Here is an 18,457-nt window from a genome sequence, read left to right on the forward strand (position 1 = left end):
GGCTAGTCACAGCCTCTTCCAAGAAACACATTGCCTGCCCGCACTCCCTTGATTGCCGGCGTTGCAGGCAAGCTGCCCGCCATAACAACACCCGTCGGCCAGTTTCATCGGACCGACATGGGCCTCCCTTCCAGGCGTATGCCTACCTGTCACAAAGCTCGTGCAGAGTGATCTGCGCGCACCACCCGCTTGCCAGGAGTCTTACGACATGAGGCCAGAAATCGCTGTGCTGGATATACAGGGTCAGTATCGGGTTTACACGGAGTTCTATCGCGCGGAGGCTGCTCAAAAGACCATCATCCTGGTCAACGGCTCCATGGCCACCACCGCGTCTTTTGCCCAGACCGTGAAAAGCCTGTATCCGCAGTTCAACGTGGTTTTGTACGATCAGCCCTACGCCGGTCGCTCCAAAGCCCACAACCGTCATGAGCAAATGCTGACGAAGGACAGTGAAGGCCAGATCCTCCTGGAACTCATCGAGCACTTCGCCGCCGAACATGTGCTGTCCTTCTCCTGGGGCGGTGTCGCCACCCTCGTCGCCCTTGCCCAGCGGCCTCGGCGAGTGGAAAAGGCCGTCATCAGCTCGTTCTCTCCGGTGATCAACGCGCCGATGCGCGACTACCTGGAGCGCGGCGTCGACTACCTCGGCAGCCTCGACCGCCACAGCGTCGGGCACCTGGTCAACAGCACCATCGGCAAACACCTGCCGCCGCTGTTCAAGCGCTTCAACTATCGGCACGTCAGCACCCTGGCCGAGCACGAGTATGGGCAGATGCACTTCCACATCAGCCAGGTCCTCAACAGCGACCGCCAGTGCTACCTCAAGGCTGCGCGGCAGATCGACATTCCGGTGTTGTTCTTGAATGGCGAATGGGACGAATACACCAGCGCCGAGGATGCCCGACTGTTTGGCCAACATGTGGCCAACAGCAGCTTTGGCACCATCCAGGCCACCGGGCACTTCCTGGACATGGAGCACAAGGCCGCGTGCAACGACAGCCGGAAGGCATTGATGGGCTTTTTGAAACCGCAACAGTCGGTGAGTCGACTGCGGTATCACCAGGGGCAGGCTGTGCATGCACTGGCAATTTAAAGGCTGGACCCTGGGCGGGTATGACGCTGTGTCGCTGCCCAGGGTTGGCTGAAAGTTTGGACGGACGCTCGCAACTTGCACATTTTTCAAAGAAAAACTTCAAATCGCCGCGCACATCTGGTACAAAGTCAGCCGCTTTGAGCGGGTATAGTTTAGTGGCAAAACGAAAGCTTCCCAAGCTTTAGTTGAGGGTTCTTACTGGACAACCGCTTTTGTGAGCGAGCTTTACTAGCAATACGTGCGGGTATAGTTGAATGGTACAACTATTGCTTCCCAAGCAATCGGTGAGGGTTCGATTCCCTCTACCCGCTCCACATTCTTTGATCTAGAGCACTTCCAGGCTTTCTGCCTAGTACTTTGAATCCCTCGAAACTCCCTCTCCTTCCCTAGAAATTCTGAAACGACCTCACTCACAAACGTGATGACTCGTACACCCATGCCCATTGGGTGCCGCACAACACTGCATACCGATGCCTGAACCCTCGAAAAAGCTCAACCTGCGATCAGCCCAGCCTCCTCCCCTACGAAAAGTCGATTTTCCAGACAATTGGATCGTGCTGAATCGAAAAGGGCCGGCCATACATTGCTTCAGGCCAGCCCTAGACACTTCATACCAATACCGTCAGGCGATACGACCGCCGCCATCCACGTGCAACACAGTCGCATTGATGAACTCGCTCTCGACCAGCGAGAGGACAGCATCAGCGAGATTATCAGCACGCCCTACCTGTCAGCCCGGCAGCCCCGACCCCACCTGAGCGAACAGACCAGCACGATCCTGCTCCGACAAGACGTTCTAGGTCGGAGTATCAACAACACCTAGGGAGATCACATTGACGCGCAGCGGTTTGACCTCCAACGCCAGAGCCATCGAGAAGCCTTCAAGACCCGCATGCAACGCCGCGACAGTGGTAGTGTCAACGGCTGGACGATAAGCCGCGAGGCCAGAGAAGTAGGTGACCGAGCCTTTGCGGTTGATGAAGTTCAGGCAGTAATTCGCGGCGTTTACAGGCCCCAGAACTTCGAGTTAAGCATGCGTTGAATGTCGTTGGTGTTGAGTTGGACCAACGGTGCGAAGGTCAGGTCTGCAGCGGTCACGACGAGATGATCGTAGGTGCCGATCGCGATGGAAGAATTGATCACGTCCTGGCTGACACCGGCGTGGAACGCCTAGTAGCTCGCAGCGCTTCCCTACTCGGCCAGGGTGGACACCGCAGTTTCCAGCTTGCACGAGCTCCGACCGCAAAGCACGACCTCCCCCTTCCTGAACCACCTCGCCAAGGCCAATCCCATCCTCGACGAATCACCGATAATGACAAGGCGCTGTTTTGTGATGCTCATGGTATTCCCCTTTTAGGAATTCCGATGAAGTCAGCACAGGCCATCTGACCTGTGCTGACTTGTTCGGAGCTTCCCTAACTCCTCTATGGTTTTCGGCTGGGTGCTATAGCCAGACTGTGCCAGATGCATTTAGGATCAGGCCTTCCCGATCAGGAGAGTGGGTGTAGCAATGAATCTAACAGCTTTAGGTTCAAAGCTGTCTCGGTATCGCAAGCAGCTTGCGATGAGCGAGGAAGAAGTGTGTGCGGTCACCCACATCCCCCTTGAGCGCCTGCAGTCAGTTGAAGCCGGCTCTCAGGCGCCTACGGGTGATGAAGTGCTTATCCTGGCCGATCTCTACCACTGCAACTTCAAATTCTTCATCTCGAACGAGCCGCTCGCCCCCTTTGAGCAGACCGAAATCCTGTACCGCAGGCACGGAGCTGAGTTCATCAAGGAGGATCGTAGAGCCGTCCAAGAATTCCTGTACCTCTGCGAAACAGAGGACTTCCTGATGAGTGAGTTGAAGGCTATGAAGCTCGAATTTCCGCTGCCGCAGGCTTCTGGGAATTTTAAGAATGATGGAATCCGAGCGGCTGAAGCCTTTCGCCTTTTCAATCAGCACCCCACAAACGCCGTGCCTCGGGATGTGTATCAGGAGATTCGCCAAACCGGAGTGCATGTGTTCCGTAGAAAGCTTGGTAACTCTAACATTTCGGGGCTTTTCCTGGCTCACCCCACGGCTGGGAAGTGCATTCTGGTCAACTACAGCGAAGACGTATACCGGCAGCGGTTTAGCGCTGCGCATGAATTTTCTCACGCTCTTTTCGATGCGCAGGGTGGCCCCAGTATTACCTACTCCCGTACGACTAAGGCTGACCTAGTCGAAGTGAGAGCAAACACCTTTGCCTCCCGGTATCTGATGCCTTCAGAAATCCTCCGACAGCTGCCCAACCCTGAGCAATGGACACAGGAAAATACCCAGTATTGGGCTCATGAGTTGCGAGTCAGCTGCGTTGCCTTGGGCATAGGTCTGAAGTCCGAGGGCTTAATTAGCGAGCAAGCATTCCAGAGGATAAAGTCGTACCGCGTTCCTCGTGAACTGAAGATTGACCCAGAATTGCCGGCCCAATTGACGACGCAACAGCGTGAGCGAAAGGCTAAGTTACTGGAAAAGGGGTTATCTGACAGCTACGTCGCGCTGTGCCTAGACGCTCAGAGCCGTGGCATCATCACTCAAGGTCGATTGGCTGAAGCCTTGCTTAGTGACTTGGGAGGCCTTCAAGAGCTGCTCAGCCTTTATGGAAGATCGCGCAATGGCCATTGACCCATCCCGCTTTCATTTGATCAATGTGACAGACACCTGTTCGGTGTGGAATGTTCTCTCGTCTAGCACCCTGTACCGCGCTGCGCTGGCAGCGCAATGCCACTTCTGCGTTACCGAATTCGTAAACTACGAGTGTCTAGTGAAGCCCAGAACGTCACCAACCAACGCTAGCCGAGAGCTACAGCGTCGACTAATTGACGCGCGTGAAAAGGGTCAGTTCCCGGTACATGCTTGCAGTCTTGATGATCTTCAAGCCATGAGCAGATTGGAAAACCTTAGGCGTCTTGGAAAGGGGGAGTTGTCCTCTATCGCATTTGCAATGAGTCGTGGTTTAGCTGTGATGACCGACGATCAGGGTGCTAGAAAGCTTTCCGCGGCAGCGGGGAGCCATCCCACGCAGACGACTCCGCACCTGCACAGTTGGCTGATTTTTCATCGTAAATTGGATGATGCTGATCACTCCAACGTGATGACACAGCATATGAGCATGGAGGGCTGTATTGCACCTCACCTGGCAGACGCCTACGGCTTAGCTTTACAGTGCGCTCGAAACGCGCATTCTGCTGAATCTACGCAGGCTTAGCGTCATCTCATCAGAATATATTGCAGGGAGTGATTATGTGGGTATTAGGTGATGGCAGAAAACATTTTTTAGAGTTCCTTCGCAACACTTCCATCCAATTCTTTTTAATGATTTTAGTCGCTGTCTCAGGTGGAAAATTTAACGCTCTGATCTTAAAGCATGACTACAAAAATGCTTTTCCGATGGGGTTTATAACAATTGTGATACTGTTGTTGCTCTGGCTGGCCGCTCACGCCAACATTAAAAATTTCTTTGTGGAATTTAAACGCGGTACGACTCCTGGTCTGAAGCCCTACCTCGACAGCCTACCAGTTCAAAACCTAAAAAAGAAAAATAGGCTAACCATTATTTATTTAGCCAAGCACGGTAAATTTGCCTTGGCGGAAGCGGGGCTTCTGATACTAGGATTTTATTTCTCATTAGTGTTCGGGGCATTCTATTCCTTTGAAAGCGCACAAAGGTTTCTTTCCAAGGAAAAGGATCGTAGCTGTTTTTCGGTAGTTCAAACCGCAAGCTTATCGAGTAGCTCAGGCCTGGCTGGCTCTATCAACAATAGTGCAGAATAGGAGCCAATGAAAATGCAGGGCGAGGTAGGTTTTTGTGAATGGCACCCCTGGTCTGGTCGTAGTGAAATTCCAGGGAGGAATCTGCCTGGGGTCTACTTCATCGCTAGGAGCAAAAAGAAGCCGGACAACTTTAGGGTAAACAATGATTTCATAATTTATATAGGAGAAACCACAGGGCAGACGCTAGCAGATCGCCTCCGCCAGTTTGATACATCTGCATTCAGTGAGCGTCCGGGCCATTCGGGTGGCAATACTTTCAGACTAATGCTGCTTGACACTACCCCGCTTGATCACTTATGGGTATCTGCCTGCCCTGTAGATATGGGGTCTCCCTACACAACCGCCTATATCAAACATCTTGAAAGGAAACTGCTCTGGGAGTTCGCCTGTACTTGGGGACGCTACCCTGAATGTAATAAATCCTGAACCCTCGTTGTGATTGATGTACTTTAAATGGCTAGCCCTCTATACCTAAGAGGATAGCTTATACTCATCAGCTAAATCCGCTAGACTAAGGAGATCATCAATTTCCTGGAACTCCCTCCACACCAGAAACCCTTTATCGACAATTTTTAGTCGAGATCGCGTCTGATCATATTCGATAATTATCGGTGAGATCTTTTTCTCTTGTTGAAGGTCAATAACTTTTGCAAGCGCCGCTAATATCCTACCAATTTTTATCTGATTGCCATTTGGGTGCCATTTTTCTAAAAAGCGCCTCAGGGCTTGGGCGGTTAGTCCATTTGCTAAAACCCCATTACTAAAGGTTATTAGAGGGCAGAGAATCCACTTATAAAGTTCAAACTCTGTCGTGCCAAAACCAACAGAGAAATCCATTAGGAATTTTGTATAGCGTCCCGTCTGGCTTTCTAATATATCCTTTATTTCTGCGCGCACGTCCAGTTCGCTAGCTACCAATACAGTCAACTCTTGACGGCGATGAATACCTTGTTGCTCGCACGCGACTAGGCAAATTTGCTGAACCAGAAATACGTTGCCCCTACAATACTTCTTTACCTCTTCCTTGAAGGGGTGTGCAAAAACCAAGTTGAGCATTTCCTCACTGGTCTTGAAGAGATTGTCTATATCTTCATCATGCCAACTATCAGCATTGACGGATGTTATGCGGCCATCAAGATCATTATTCAGAGATGTCAGCTTGTCCGCTTCAAGCCAGACTCCGACAATGATAAAGCATATCTTGCTTAGCTCATGAAAGGCCTTCAATGCTTGAGCGAAGTCGACTTGAGTGGACTCCTCAAGATAATGAAACTCTTCAATTACGAAGAACTTATCGAATCTGATTTCCTGCAAGGCACGAATTACATCTGTAACACTACCTATGTTAATTTCCAACGGCTTTGTAGTCACTGCCGTTGTTTTCCCATCCTCTATCTGTTTTGTGCCAACACCGGCATTCAAATGAACTTTCTGAATACCGTTGGTTGACACTTCACTTGACAAAGTTAAATCATAGCCTGCCTCTTTAAGAATTGCGTCATGGAGATCAATCATTTTCCATGAGCGCTGGCATGTAATGGTCTTGTAATCAGAAGCCAGAAGATGCTTTTTTCTCAGTGAGGTCTTTCCTTGCTTAGAGCTTCCGTGAACAATAACATGCCTATCCTTGGTTAAAGAGTCGACAAATTTGAAATCTACATGTTCTCTGATTACGTAGTTCGCCGGAAGCTCCCTTGAGGTGCCAAACACGTCAAGAACTGTTGGGCCGGAGTCGGTCATATAGATAATCCCTGAACCATATTAATTATGACTCTCATAGCAAGCCAATTAGTCCAGAAACTCCTGCCCCTATGACGCTGCTCACAGTAGCGTTCTCCAGCAACCCCTTCAATAGACTTTTTGCTTTGGGGTCATCTGTTTTGGCGATCTCTTTAGCGAGTTGCTCAATCGATATATTTACGTTCTGAGTATTTCCATTTCCCACCTGAACCTGTTGACCATTCAGCGTGCCGATACTGATCATGCTGGTTGCTTCCTTCGCTTTGTGCGCTGATGACGAAATGTTTTCGGTATGCAGTTCTAGTATGTGATCGTGGGTTGTTCCAATCTTCTGAGATGGATAACTTGCGAAATCTACCACCTTCAACTCAAGAGTTTGAGCACCAACGGTGATGGTTGCAATATCCCCCAGTTTGACATTCAAGTCAGTGGTGTATGGTACATACAGAATGCCTTCTTTTGGCTTTCTAGCGCACGCAAGAACCTGATTCCCTATAGAAATCTTGTCAGGATAGCAGTCAAAGTCCATTTGAATTTCCATTGGTGGCTGATCGGCCAACGCTATCAAATAGCCAGCTCCACGTCCATCCGCCCCGCTTGGATAGGCGAAATCACATCAGTGCCTAGGCTCTGCCTGAAAAAAGGTGCTTCAAACACCGCATGACGCAAGCCGGCGAGATCATTGCCGCATAGCTTTTCGCAAGCTTGTCGAAACGAGTCACGACCCTTCGACTCTCTTTCGACCAGCCAATCATGCCCTCGATAATTGCGTTACCGGTATCTTCGGCGATCAAAAAGCCGGGGCAGCGCAAGTTTGGGCTTGCGCGTCATCGAGCGCAAAGTAAAGACCGGCTGCATGCGATATCGGTCGCAGTAGCGCCGCAGAGCATAGGCATCGTAGCCCTTGTCAGCCCGCAGCCAACGGGCAACGCTTGCGAGGGCGATCGCGCTTGTTCGTCGGGGTGCTTACATCACCCAGTAGCGGCTGGGCGAGCTGATGTCACTGGCTTGACCGCCAGATAGAAGGAAGTGCAACAGCACGCCACTGGCATCGCAATGCATATGAATTTTAGTTGTGAGGCCACCACGACTGCGGCCTAGAGTGTGATCGGCAGGCTCAATTCGCTTTTTTACTTGCACCTGATTAGGGGCGGGTTGCGCGGGCAGCGATTGAAGCGATCATCCAGGTATGCAGGTCTATGAGACCTTGATCGTTTAGCGTGAGGTGCAATCGTTTGAGCAACTGATCGAACGCGCCCCGATTCCGCCATACCCGGAGGCGATGGTAGGTCGTTCGCCAAGGCCCGTAACGATCGGCAATCCCCCCCCCCCAGCGCCTGAGCACAGCGGACAAAGCAACCACAGCACGTCGTCGAGCATCAGGGGATCACTTGATCGCTGCCTGCTTCTGGAGTGGGTTGAGGTAAGGAGATCCGCAATCACGTCTCATGCTTCTTCTGACAGTTCATAGCGCTTAACCACCCATAGCGCTCTCAGATAACGTCATCTGCCGCGTTACCGGCAGAAAAATTACAGAAATACAATCAACAAATGCTTATCAATAGTAATTATCTATTGATTCATTTGCAAAAAGACCAGAAATGGTTTATACCAGAGTAAATAGCACAGAATCTAACAGGTGTCAATATATGGATAAGTCGACTTTACCTGATCGCGTCCAACTGACAACAGGCGTACAGGATTCAGCCGACTGGAGCGGCCAAAAGCTTCCCCCAAAAAGCAATTTGAAAAATGTGCTCCTGGTGAACGCCGACCCGCCGCGTCTCTACGAATCGGCAACCGGGGAACCAGTGCCCTCGTTCAACGCCTACTCCCGAGGGATCCATCGACACCTGGGGACGAAACGATCACGTGCGGGCAATGAACAATACACCTACCGCAATGCAGGCTTCATAGACTATCTGTACGAGTCCAGAGCCCTCGGCGCGGGCCAGATCGATCCGGAAGCCCTCAACGAAACGATCAATTCCTACTTCATCTTTTTGACCCAGGGGGTCAACAGCACCGACTTCGTGATCAGGACGGTGGCAAAACGACTGGGACGGAAGCCAATCAGTATCGTCTCGGGCCTTGCCTATAAAGCAGCTGCCAACGATTTTCTGCGGCTTCACGCAGCTCTTCTGAGGGACTCCTTGGCCATGGCCAGATTCCTCAACCCTGGAACCGTGATCGAGGCGCCTAACGAACTCGATGCTCTGGCAGATCGTCGTCGGAGCAAAACCGAGATCGAACAGATGCGTTCGAAGCTCATGGAGTTCAAGGAAAAACCTGCTGAGGTCTATCAGACCGCGCCGGGAGGCCTAGAGGGCGGAAAGGCTCCCAAAAGAAAGCCCCCAAAGGAGTTTCCATCACGTCGAATTTTGAGGCTGATCGAGAATCTGCCGCCCCTAGAGAAGGTAGTTTCCCTGCTCCAAGCTGGCGGTGGCCTTCGGCAGTCCGAAGCCTGGGCCATGAAGAACGATGAGATCAATGTGAAGGAACGTTCCCTTCGCATAGAAGACCCTAACCACTGGCGCGACCCGTCAGCTCAAGACTTGCCATTCAAAGGACGAACGACCGCCAGAATCTACATGTTCGAACCCTTTGAAACCCTCTTCTATGATGCACTGGCTGAATATAAGGCAATACGCCCCACCTCGGACAGCGAGTTCCTTTTTGTATCAGACAATCCCGACAGCTATGGCGAGGCATTGGTTGACGCTATCAAACCGAACTCGCTTAACCGCAGGCTTAATCGAGCGCTCGCCAAAGCTCAACAAGAGGCCGGCTTCACTGAATGCACAGGCACCAAGGTTTACACCTCCCATAGCCTTCGTCACTTCTACGGCTATTGGGCCAGAAATTTTGTTTACATCCCTGGGCGCCGCACAGTTGGGTTAACCCTGGGTGAAATTCAAGTGCTGATGGGGCACGCAAAAATCACATCCACCATTATTTACGCCAAGCTCGACCAAGAGGTGCTCATGGCCGAAATCCACGCCTCGCAGCAGATGGCGGCAATCTGGAATAAAACCGGCAGCATCGATAGTCTGCGTGCGGATGCATATGAAAGTCTCGCCCAAGACCTGCGTGAGCGCTTGGCAGCATGATAAATGTATCGACGGAAATTCAGTTAATCGCGCCCGATAGACTGCACGCTGCGTCAACTATTATTCTCAGCAAAATGACTGAGCCATTGACGTCCAGGCAGGTGAACCTAAACGAATTCTCAAGCGACAGGCAGTATCACAAGCGTCACGCCATCGTAAAGTTCAGTCGTTTGAGATCTACTCGTCGAATGTACCAGAGCGATCTGAACACTATTTTCAAAATCACTCTACTGGACGGAGATGCTGGCCCTGCAGGATCAACGCTGTATCACCAACTGACGGGCCAGCTTCCCGACCGACCCGAAGATGTGACGGGACTGGTAGTACCATTCAAAGCTTGGCTCTGTCTGCTCTGGGCAGAGAAAATAGTGACTCTGCCATTCACATTCGAGTTGAGCTCCGTTTGGAAAAAGAATCCAGAGCTTGAAAAGTACACCTATGGATTTATTTTCGAGGTAGCGAGGGGCTCAAACAACATTGAAAGAGCCTCCAGAGGCTGGCAGTACCGCACCTCATGGCAATCTAAAGACGATGTTAATTTTGACGAAATCTGGGCAGCCATACCTGAGATAGTTAGCCTAAAGCTGGACAAGGGAAATAAAAATTTCTCTTTGATACCTTGGCTTAAGAAATTTTCGGCTACATTCAGCGAAATCATTTCACCCGAGCAGTGTTTCTACCTTGAGCGATATCAAATGTACCTGATATCCAAGCGCGCTCACAACGAGGATATCGCTAAAAATATTAAGAACTATGATGAATATGTCAAATATTATGTCATGACACCTGAGGAAGCGCAAAGCATACCCACTCACGACCGAAAACTTCGCCGCTTCAAAATCAGAAATATTAATAAACAGTATGCCCGCTCTTCTCCGAAAGCCAAGCTTAAAAGAAAAGAGCGCACACTCATGGAAAGACAGAAGGCGCGATTAGACAAGGCGCAGCGCGTCGCAGAAGAAAGCATGGCCTTGTATGACGAACTACACTCTTCAATATTCGCCGAGGACTACCTACTTTTACTATCTCTACCTCCGCGAAAGCCTGACTTCAATTGGGTGAAGAATGATTTCTACCCAGGGCGCGCGCACATAGAGATCGAAAATACTTATAGCCAGTGGGTGACAATGGCAAACATATTTGTTACCAAACTCAACAAATCTAATAATTCCAGAAACTATATCGACAACCAGATCAACCACATCAAATTCTTATTTGACTACATTTTCTTTTACCTCCCCGTATGGAAAGAACTGCATCCAGGCTCAACACTTCGATTGCCAGAAACTGTCAACGACTTCGAGCGAATAGTATTTTGGTGCGACGACCTCATTGACCACGAGACTGTACAGTCGATTTATCGAGAGCATGACATTTGTGGTAACTTTGAAATGCCGTTGACTGCATTAAAACTTCGCACATTGATGTTCACAGAGAAATCTACCAAGCCTTTTGTTAATTCAGTGCATCTCTTCTTCGAACTGGTCAGAACCTATGGCGCACCTCATGGCTTCGTAGATGGTGGGTATGCCAACCCTGTCAACCGCTCTATGGATTCGACTGGAAGTGGCGGACGATCTAAGTCTGATAAGAAGCCGTTCCCTCGGGACATTTCAATAATCGCCAAAGCCTATATGAGCGCGCTTGACACCATTGGCATCAACATCAGGAACGCGATACTAGATGGCCGCCTTGATCGTGAAACCATTACAGAAATAAAAACAAGCGACTGGATTGACCTCACAAAAATCAACCTCAACACTACAGCAACTTTACGCAGCTCGAAGCGTCCACTGGAGACCTATGATATACCCATTACAACCATACCCAACATCTACAATTGGTGGTATGGCGATTACCGTCCGCGCGACCTAGACAACTCCAATGTGGTTACTGCTTATGTACCCTGGCTTTCAACACTCAGGATGCTCGCTATTGGCCTATTCGCAGGCCAAAGAATTCAGAGCGGGCAGTGGCTTGATCTTAGAACGTTCGACAGTCTTTATCACGAAAAATATGTAGACGCCTTTAACCTCTGCAACCTGCATGTCAACACAAATAAGTCCGGGAAATCTGGGGATGTTGTGATTGATGGCGATGTGATGAAGAGCCTTATTGATGAGCGGCATTTTCAGACGCAGATTTACACCAAAGCCCCCGGCCTTGTTCATTACGAGAACGACCCAAGGGATCCCAATAAATACGGCAAAATTTGCCCACTCTTCAGAAGCCCTTGGAAAGACAACGATCTGCCTTTTTCGGATGGGACATACTCTGTCGAATGGGTACATTTTTGCCGTGGACTGGAGCAAGTTTACAACTCCATTGTGAGCCCCGATTCCCATCACAGTTTCATTACCATAAGTGCTTCCGGAAACGAACTGGCGGTGCATGTCCCCCACTCTCTTCGCGTGACGTGGATCTCTCACATGCGGTTGTATGGGCACCTCGATGTCACCTACACCGCCCAACAGGCGGGCCACAGGATCAAAGATCAGATTGCTGTATCTACTGACTACTATACCGTGGTTACGCCCGAAGACATGTTGGAGAACATCGGTCGTGCTAATAGCTTGGTCACAGACAGTGCCTATGAGGCGCTGATGGGAAAAATCCCTCAGCCGAGCTCACCGAACAGCGCCATTGTGAAAGGGTGGCACGAAAATAAGAAGCAGCTCGTCAAAGATCAAAAATTCAGAAGCCAACAATTCTATCTCATAGACAGCCAAGAATCAGGCACAGACTTAATAGCCAGAAGCAAAGCCCCGCCGGGATTTTACACTCACTGTATCTGCATGCGTGATGGCGACTGCCCTAAACAACTTGTAGACTTCACAGGACGGTCGAGAGTTTGTAGCCTTTGCGATGCAGCAGTATGGGGCATCGATCATTTGCCAGGCATGAACGTGAAGATGCGACAGGCTCAAATCAACAGTCTTCACCTCGTGGATAAAATCAGTCAGTTAGCTGAAGCAGACATTTCACAAGCTGAGATGGAGCCATACCATCACGAACTGACAATCGCTCGCTACGAACTAGCATCATATAAGCACTTAGCCGACCAACTTAATGAGGTGCTGGATTCCGATAATCATAATCAGGGATACATCTCCCGCTACCGTGACCTAGTCGGTGCGAAACGACATGCTGTGGACATGTCAAACCCTCTCCACCGGGTTATTGCGGGAATTCTTGATTCTGAAGCCTACCCGCACCTGACCTCAGCCAACTACCCCTACATGGTTGAGCGGCTGGCCAAAAACCCAGACCTACTCAAGTTAGAGCTTAGCGATCCTACCACCAAGCAGCTTATGGCCTGCCAGATAGCCACCATCCTCAAAAGCTCAGGTCTTACTTTTGACGAGGTGATTGCATCTTTGTCAACTCCTAGCCTGTCACTGGAGCGTGAACAAATTGAATAACTACCGCCCGAGCAAACTGGCGACTCAAAGCAAAGATAAGCATGACTGGAAGCAGGAACAACTTAACAGAACATTAGCAAAAACCAAGACTACTCTAGAATCACTGATTAAAAAAAATGTGCCACCCTACGAAAATTTTTCAAAACTTGCCAGAGATGTCGCCCTGATTGTCGGGGTGGATCCGTCACTTTATAGAAAGGCAGGCACACCTCAAAGGAAACTTTTTGAGAGCTACGCAGTGAAACTTTGCACGAAAATTCCCCGTTCGGTCGGAGAAGCCTTAATTCCAGAAGAAACGCTGCAGATTCAGCTGAGTGAAGCAAGGCATCGCATCAATGTTCTAGAAAAAATATTGGTCGACCTAACAACCAAATCAAAACCCAAACCAACCCTTATTAAAACCGACAGTTTCCTGCAGGCGTTTGAAGCAACCTGCCAACTAGTTGAAACCGTATTGAAGGAGGAGCAGTACCTATACTTCGAAAAAGGTCGGCTGATGACACGCGCAACGATGACAGGAGTTCCCGCCCCGCTCTCTGATGCGAAAATTTGTAAACCCTACTTGGACTGGCGCCATGCAAAAAACACTAATCCTGGATCGCTTAGCACAGCTGAACTTGAAGAATCGCTTCGCCCTTCTATTGAAACGGGAACTAGCGAAACTGATTGAGGCAGAAGCCTTTATTCCCATGAGGAAAGGCAGTATTAATCTTACTTGGTTGGCAGCCAAGATTGGGGCCACTCGACAAATATTTTATCCTGGCCGAGGCAACCCTGAAGTACATATGCTCCTGGCGATACTGAACGAGTACCTGAAAAAATCGATCAGCACTCTTCCAGGAGGAGCACCTCCCAACATTGAAAATTCTAGATTGCAAACCGAATTAACCCTGATCAAACAGGAAAATTCGACGCTGAAGCAAAAACTGCGATCAGCACGTCATGAGCTAAACATGATCCACGCAGGTGGCATCGTACTGAGCGATCGCTCGTGAAGAAGTACCTCATCAAGCGGGTCATCCATAGGCTAGATGGCATCAGTCAAATCACCTGCGTCGACTCAGGCAACGGTAGAATCGCCTCATTGCGCTTTCGCACTGATGCATTCGATTTACCGCTGCTTGCCGGGCGTATGTACATGCTGAGAACTGCTGCACGTAGCCATGGAGTCAACCTGGTAGCCGCCCTGGAATGTGGCCTCGACATCTCGGCCTGGGCCACGCTCACTGAGCACAACTTTTTCCTCGCCGATATACAGCTCAAACCCACTGCAAAACGACTGCTCACCTCCCTGGACGCGGTTCAACGCGAGAGGCTCTTAGCCAGCCTCGTCCAGAATGACCTGAAATCCTGGCAAGGGGTACTGCCAGAACCGCAATGCACCCTGCTAGGGGTAGCGTTCCAAGAGGCTCAGCAACGGTACCAGCACGTTAAGCGACTGATGGCCTGGGGGCTTCCTCAAACGCGCGCAGAAGCCTGCTATGACACGTTTGGTTCCGATGCATGCGCACTTCCGCTTGCCAGGCTCAAGGCCCTCTTGTCGTTCGGCTCATCGCAGTTGATTCAATCAGCCTTATCCTCGCAAACGAGTCTGGAAGCCAGCCAACGTGGGGCGCTTGAGCTGCTGACCTGGTTCAGAGATCAAGGCTTGAGGGGACGCACGATCGTTCACAAGACGGAGCTGCCAAAATCCCCCGCAAAGGCCCTCGAACTCTGCACCGACCGGGACTGGACGATTGTTGACGGGGAGTACTGCCAACTCAAATCCCACGCCATGCTTCAGGTCGCCGTGCGCAGACAGCTTGAACGCCTATCGAGCAGTTTTTTCCCCACCTATACGCCTCAGGAAGTCCAGTACGGCTACTCCAGGTACAGCCAAGTCATCGCGTCCTATGACCATCATAATTACCAGGACGAAATCATCGTAGCCATCAACTCAAGGCTGTCGGTGATCACTGCCCGTGCTCTACCAAGCGTTTGTGAGTTCACGAGCCAGCTGTACGGCACCCTGCAGATCTTGTACGCGCCGGCTCCTCAGCTCGTCGTGTATTCGACTTCCATGCTGCCTATCTATGATGCCTGTACTGAGAACGTTGCAGTGCCTTTCCACGAACTTCCGCCTGACCTCGCTGAGTACGCCACCGTCATCATCACCGACTGCCATCTACTGACACTCAGTGACTTCTTGGTGGCCCTCAAGGGCATCCCTGCCTCCGCGCGGGTGGTGCTATTCGATGCACGGCCAGCCATGCCTGAGCACCCTGCACATTTTCTGGATGATCTCAAAACCTACTACCCCGTCATCACCCTGCACGCTGCAAATCACGCCGTATCAGCGATCCCAGCACCGGAACCTAAGCCCAGCGGCGACGAGCAGATGTTCAATGTCTACTGTGCCGAGCAATGGCATCAATCGTCCACGGGTGAAATTTTTGTCAGTGACTCTCCTTCGCTGATCGCAACGATCAATCAGCGTCTGAGTCGAGTGCGAGCAACGGTAGTCCTTCAAACCCAGGAAACAAGTTTCAGAAAGCACGATCGAATCAGGGTGCGCCCGGCCCATGCTAACAAATGGGATCCCTTCATCTGCCGGATACATTCCGTCAGTGTGAAGGGGCTGTTTGTGCAAGCGGAAGGGCGGTACAGCACTTTATCGCCTGAGCTCGTTGACGAGGCAAAGGTGTCAGTGGGCTTCGCCATGTCTCCAGAAGCTGCCGTCCAGGCAGGCGCACGATCGGTCGTGCTGATCGCGACGAAGGCATCCAGGTATGCCTGGGTGGAATACCTGAAGGCCTATCGCATTGAGGTCAAGCAGGTGTATGTGCATGATCAACTCATGGCGGCGAAGACAGTAACGATTTCTCACCAGCGGCTGACCCCACTGGTCGAGTAGGGCCTTGAGTCTCCTCCCCGGCTTGTCCTGTGGATCATCGACCAATCCACGGCTAGCTGCCGGAACGTTTACTCCACTCACCGCCAAGACATAGATGTAATAGCCACCCCCGAATAACGACCTTGCTCAAGGACGCGCCTCATGCCCATTGATCTATTCACCCATCAAGTCGATGTCGATACCCAGCATGCGCTCTTCAAAATGATGAACGAAGCGCCCTATGGGCCGGAGCGCGCGGTATTGGCTAAATGGGCCGAAGGCTTCGAAGACCGTGATGGCAAGTTTGTAAGGGAGCTACAAACGACCTTCGAGTCGTCATTCTGGGAGCTTTACCTGTTTGCCGCGCTCAAGGAATTGGGTTTACCAATCGACCTTCGCCACCATGCCCCCGACTTCGTGGTGGACGGGGAAGTGCCCTTCTGCCTGGAGGCTACGATTGCTAAACCACCGGCTGGTGGGGAGCCTGCATACGGCTTTCCTATGGCCGCGCCGCCTAAGGATTTCACCGACTTCAACATCGAATCGACTCTGCGGATCTGCAACAGCTTCGATGTCAAGGTCAAGAAGTACCGGAAAAGCTACCTCAACCATGCACACGTGGAAGGCAAGCCTTTCGTACTTGGCATTGCATCGTTCGACAGACCGCACTCACATTTTGCATCTGGACGCCCAATCCTTGCAGCGCTGTATGGGCTGTACCACGATGAGGCAGCGACCAAACCAGGGGATACCCACGTCGCATCGTACAACGTCACTGCAGCCCCTAAAAATGCCAACACCAACATTGAGGTCGGACTGTTTTGTGACGACTCACACGCGGAAGTATCAGCGGTTGTGTATAGCTGCCTCGCCACCTGGGGGAAGCTGAGAGCTCTGGCTGATAATCCTGAGGCACCCTCCGTGTACACCACCTTGCATCCTAATCCAGGGAGCCTGACTCCAGTGGTGCGGACTGCCCGGAAACGAGACTACACAGAGCACCTCATGGACGGACTGTATGTGCTCCACAATCCGTTTGCTCGCCATCCCCTGCCTTCTGGCCTGCTCAGCCATCCCCGGCTATGCGAGGTAAGGGTCGCTGATGATGGGGAGCTCATCATGAATGCCCCGGACGACTTTCTGCTCTTGAGGATGCTGCAAAGCATCAAGCTCACTTAAGGGCCGACCAGCCACATGCTGCTGGTCGCTTCGAATGTCTGCCCTTCAGATCCACTGTATCCTGCCAGACCAGATGGAGCGGGCTCGAATCCGCAGTTGTTAAAGGCAAATCCAGATGTCCGTCAGATTCATACTTTTCGATGCCTTCGGCACCTTGCTTCGAATCCCACAGGGCAGACACCCCTATCGCATGATTTTGAAAGAAGGCATCCGACAGGGTCGTCGCCCGCAACCGAACGACCTGCATCAGGTCATGACCCGCAGTCTGAGCCTGGCGGAAGCGGCTGAGCTTTTCGGAATCAGCATCCGACCCGATCTTATGGCCGAAATCCAAGGTGCACTTGACGCTGATCTAGATAGCATTGAACCGTTTGATGATGGGTTGCAAGCAGTGGAAATGTTGCAGGCCGAAGGCATCAAGATCGCGGTTGCCTCCAATCTCGCTGAGCCGTATGGAGAACCCGTACGCCGGCTTTATCCCACGCTTGAGGGTTACGGTTTCAGCTACGCAATCGGCGCGATGAAACCTGAGCCATTCATGTACAGGGCGAGCTGTGAGCTACTCGGTGCTGATACCAGCGAGTACTTCAGCGGCAACCAAGTGATGATGATTGGTGACTCGATCCAGCGTGATTGCTACGCGCCTCGCGAGGTGGGAATTCAAGGCTTCTTCTTAAATCGCAGAGGTGGTGACGGCTTCAAGAGCCTGACCGACTTCGCTCACTACGTGTTAGCCACCAACAGCGGGTTGGTATCTTGAACTCTCTACGGTATAGCGAGATCGGGGAAGGCAACATCCATTGCGGCATGCTGCTTGGCAAATACCCTGCTTCACACCGGCATCAAACCCATCAGACCGGGACGACAGAAACCAGCTCGATGTACTTGAACCGTTTTTTCCTGGCTGCGTTTCTAGCCTCTTGTTCTGCTAGCAGGGTGCTCAAGGTACTCGCGTCGTAACTGAAGAGCTCCTCATCGCCTTCGAAGACTTTGCTGACCTTCAGCGTTACTCGAAGCTTGGGTGACGAGAATTTACGAGCTGCCGGTTTGGCGGCGATCGGTTTGATAGCTTCAGATGAAAGAGGTTTTTCAGATGCAGTGGGGGCAGAGCTGGAGGTGCCGAACAGCGCCCGGCGCATTTCCTCTTCACTCAAATCGACGGTCATCACAGGTGTCTCGCGGGGGGGCTAGAGGCATGCGGCGGCATAATCTTGAAATGCCAGCATCGAGAATTGCCCCTGCATT

At 51.3% G+C, this 18,457-nt stretch carries 15 protein-coding genes, 1 tRNA gene and 1 pseudogene; 11 read left to right on the forward strand and 6 right to left on the reverse strand.

Features of this window, described 5'->3' with window-relative positions; genetic code table 11:
- Positions 1 to 208 precede the first annotated feature (208 nt).
- Positions 209 to 1,093, forward strand: a complete 885-nt coding sequence (locus tag FIV38_RS24660; RefSeq protein WP_029299099.1) for an alpha/beta fold hydrolase — start codon at positions 209 to 211, stop codon at positions 1,091 to 1,093.
- Positions 1,094 to 1,333: 240 nt separating this feature from the next.
- Positions 1,334 to 1,407, forward strand: a tRNA-Gly gene (locus FIV38_RS24665).
- Positions 1,408 to 1,889: 482 nt separating this feature from the next.
- On the opposite strand, the gene FIV38_RS31020 is transcribed toward FIV38_RS24665, so the two are convergent.
- Both FIV38_RS31020 and FIV38_RS30050 read right to left on the reverse strand, forming a co-directional pair.
- Positions 1,890 to 2,111 (reverse strand): SDR family oxidoreductase, encoded by a 222-nt coding sequence (locus tag FIV38_RS31020; protein ID WP_080946570.1) that lies wholly within the window; start codon positions 2,109 to 2,111, stop codon positions 1,890 to 1,892.
- A complete protein-coding gene (locus tag FIV38_RS30050; RefSeq protein WP_159439623.1) occupies positions 2,099 to 2,236 on the reverse strand; it encodes a hypothetical protein in 138 nt (45 codons plus the stop codon). The genes FIV38_RS31020 and FIV38_RS30050 overlap by 13 nt, the downstream gene beginning before the upstream one ends.
- Before the next feature lie 421 nt (positions 2,237 to 2,657).
- Between FIV38_RS30050 and FIV38_RS24675 the strand changes: the two genes are divergently transcribed.
- On the forward strand, positions 2,658 to 3,740 hold the full coding sequence (locus tag FIV38_RS24675) for an ImmA/IrrE family metallo-endopeptidase (protein WP_249043020.1): 1,083 nt from the start codon (positions 2,658 to 2,660) through the stop codon (positions 3,738 to 3,740).
- Between the two features lie 618 nt (positions 3,741 to 4,358).
- Positions 4,359 to 4,889, forward strand: a complete 531-nt coding sequence (locus FIV38_RS24685; RefSeq protein WP_092234229.1) for a hypothetical protein — start codon at positions 4,359 to 4,361, stop codon at positions 4,887 to 4,889.
- Positions 4,890 to 5,360: 471 nt separating this feature from the next.
- On the opposite strand, the gene FIV38_RS24695 is transcribed toward FIV38_RS24685, so the two are convergent.
- From FIV38_RS24695 to FIV38_RS24705, 3 genes and pseudogenes are all read right to left on the reverse strand, one after another.
- On the reverse strand, positions 5,361 to 6,629 hold the full coding sequence (locus FIV38_RS24695) for a hypothetical protein (RefSeq protein ID WP_059764626.1): 1,269 nt from the start codon (positions 6,627 to 6,629) through the stop codon (positions 5,361 to 5,363).
- A gap of 34 nt (positions 6,630 to 6,663) precedes the next feature.
- A complete protein-coding gene (locus tag FIV38_RS24700) occupies positions 6,664 to 7,158 on the reverse strand; it encodes a hypothetical protein (protein WP_059764624.1) in 495 nt (164 codons plus the stop codon).
- Positions 7,159 to 7,252: 94 nt separating this feature from the next.
- Positions 7,253 to 8,072 (reverse strand): annotated as a pseudogene (locus FIV38_RS24705) (IS5 family transposase).
- Positions 8,073 to 8,278: 206 nt separating this feature from the next.
- On the opposite strand from FIV38_RS24705, the gene FIV38_RS24710 reads away from it, so the two are divergent.
- The 7 genes from FIV38_RS24710 to FIV38_RS24740 all read left to right on the forward strand — a co-directional run bounded on the left by FIV38_RS24710 (position 8,279) and on the right by FIV38_RS24740 (position 17,972).
- A complete protein-coding gene (locus FIV38_RS24710) occupies positions 8,279 to 9,739 on the forward strand; it encodes a tyrosine-type recombinase/integrase (RefSeq protein ID WP_059764622.1) in 1,461 nt (486 codons plus the stop codon).
- Between the two features lie 188 nt (positions 9,740 to 9,927).
- Positions 9,928 to 13,161 (forward strand): site-specific integrase, encoded by a 3,234-nt coding sequence (locus FIV38_RS24715; RefSeq protein WP_235860993.1) that lies wholly within the window; start codon positions 9,928 to 9,930, stop codon positions 13,159 to 13,161.
- Entirely contained in the window at positions 13,154 to 13,831 is a 678-nt protein-coding gene (locus tag FIV38_RS24720; protein ID WP_235860992.1) for a hypothetical protein, read from the forward strand. Before FIV38_RS24715 ends, FIV38_RS24720 begins: the two co-directional genes overlap by 8 nt.
- 19 nt (positions 13,832 to 13,850) lie before the next feature.
- Positions 13,851 to 14,156, forward strand: a complete 306-nt coding sequence (locus FIV38_RS24725) for a hypothetical protein (protein ID WP_249043021.1) — start codon at positions 13,851 to 13,853, stop codon at positions 14,154 to 14,156.
- Positions 14,153 to 16,054, forward strand: coding sequence for a hypothetical protein (locus FIV38_RS24730; protein WP_092234218.1), 1,902 nt, complete (start codon positions 14,153 to 14,155; stop codon positions 16,052 to 16,054). The genes FIV38_RS24725 and FIV38_RS24730 overlap by 4 nt, the downstream gene beginning before the upstream one ends.
- A 141-nt stretch (positions 16,055 to 16,195) precedes the next feature.
- Entirely contained in the window at positions 16,196 to 17,212 is a 1,017-nt protein-coding gene (locus FIV38_RS24735) for a hypothetical protein (RefSeq protein WP_059764615.1), read from the forward strand.
- 115 nt (positions 17,213 to 17,327) lie between these two features.
- Positions 17,328 to 17,972, forward strand: a complete 645-nt coding sequence (locus tag FIV38_RS24740) for an HAD family hydrolase (protein ID WP_059764614.1) — start codon at positions 17,328 to 17,330, stop codon at positions 17,970 to 17,972.
- Between the two features lie 91 nt (positions 17,973 to 18,063).
- Here FIV38_RS24740 and FIV38_RS24745 read toward each other — a convergent pair whose 3' ends face one another.
- Complete coding sequence (locus FIV38_RS24745; protein WP_059764775.1) at positions 18,064 to 18,378, reverse strand: hypothetical protein; 315 nt, start codon at positions 18,376 to 18,378, stop codon at positions 18,064 to 18,066.
- Between the last annotated feature and the right edge of the window lie 79 nt (positions 18,379 to 18,457).

It is taken from the genome of Pseudomonas proteolytica, assembly GCF_007858275.1.
Lineage (GTDB): Bacteria > Pseudomonadota > Gammaproteobacteria > Pseudomonadales > Pseudomonadaceae > Aquipseudomonas > Aquipseudomonas proteolytica.

Bases quoted from the DNA above. Each gene is read 5' to 3' on its own strand.
- FIV38_RS24660 (WP_029299099.1), top strand. From the start codon at position 209: ATGAGGCCAGAAATCGCTGTGCTGGATATACAGGGTCAGTATCGGGTT.
- FIV38_RS24675 (WP_249043020.1), top strand. From the start codon at position 2,658: ATGAGCGAGGAAGAAGTGTGTGCGGTCACCCACATCCCCCTTGAGCGC.
- FIV38_RS24685 (WP_092234229.1), top strand. From the start codon at position 4,359: ATGTGGGTATTAGGTGATGGCAGAAAACATTTTTTAGAGTTCCTTCGC.
- FIV38_RS24695 (WP_059764626.1), bottom strand. From the start codon at position 6,629: ATGACCGACTCCGGCCCAACAGTTCTTGACGTGTTTGGCACCTCAAGG.
- FIV38_RS24700 (WP_059764624.1), bottom strand. From the start codon at position 7,158: ATGGACTTTGACTGCTATCCTGACAAGATTTCTATAGGGAATCAGGTT.
- FIV38_RS24710 (WP_059764622.1), top strand. From the start codon at position 8,279: ATGGATAAGTCGACTTTACCTGATCGCGTCCAACTGACAACAGGCGTA.
- FIV38_RS24715 (WP_235860993.1), top strand. From the start codon at position 9,928: ATGTACCAGAGCGATCTGAACACTATTTTCAAAATCACTCTACTGGAC.
- FIV38_RS24725 (WP_249043021.1), top strand. From the start codon at position 13,851: ATGAGGAAAGGCAGTATTAATCTTACTTGGTTGGCAGCCAAGATTGGG.
- FIV38_RS24735 (WP_059764615.1), top strand. From the start codon at position 16,196: ATGCCCATTGATCTATTCACCCATCAAGTCGATGTCGATACCCAGCAT.
- FIV38_RS24740 (WP_059764614.1), top strand. From the start codon at position 17,328: ATGTCCGTCAGATTCATACTTTTCGATGCCTTCGGCACCTTGCTTCGA.
- FIV38_RS24745 (WP_059764775.1), bottom strand. From the start codon at position 18,378: ATGACCGTCGATTTGAGTGAAGAGGAAATGCGCCGGGCGCTGTTCGGC.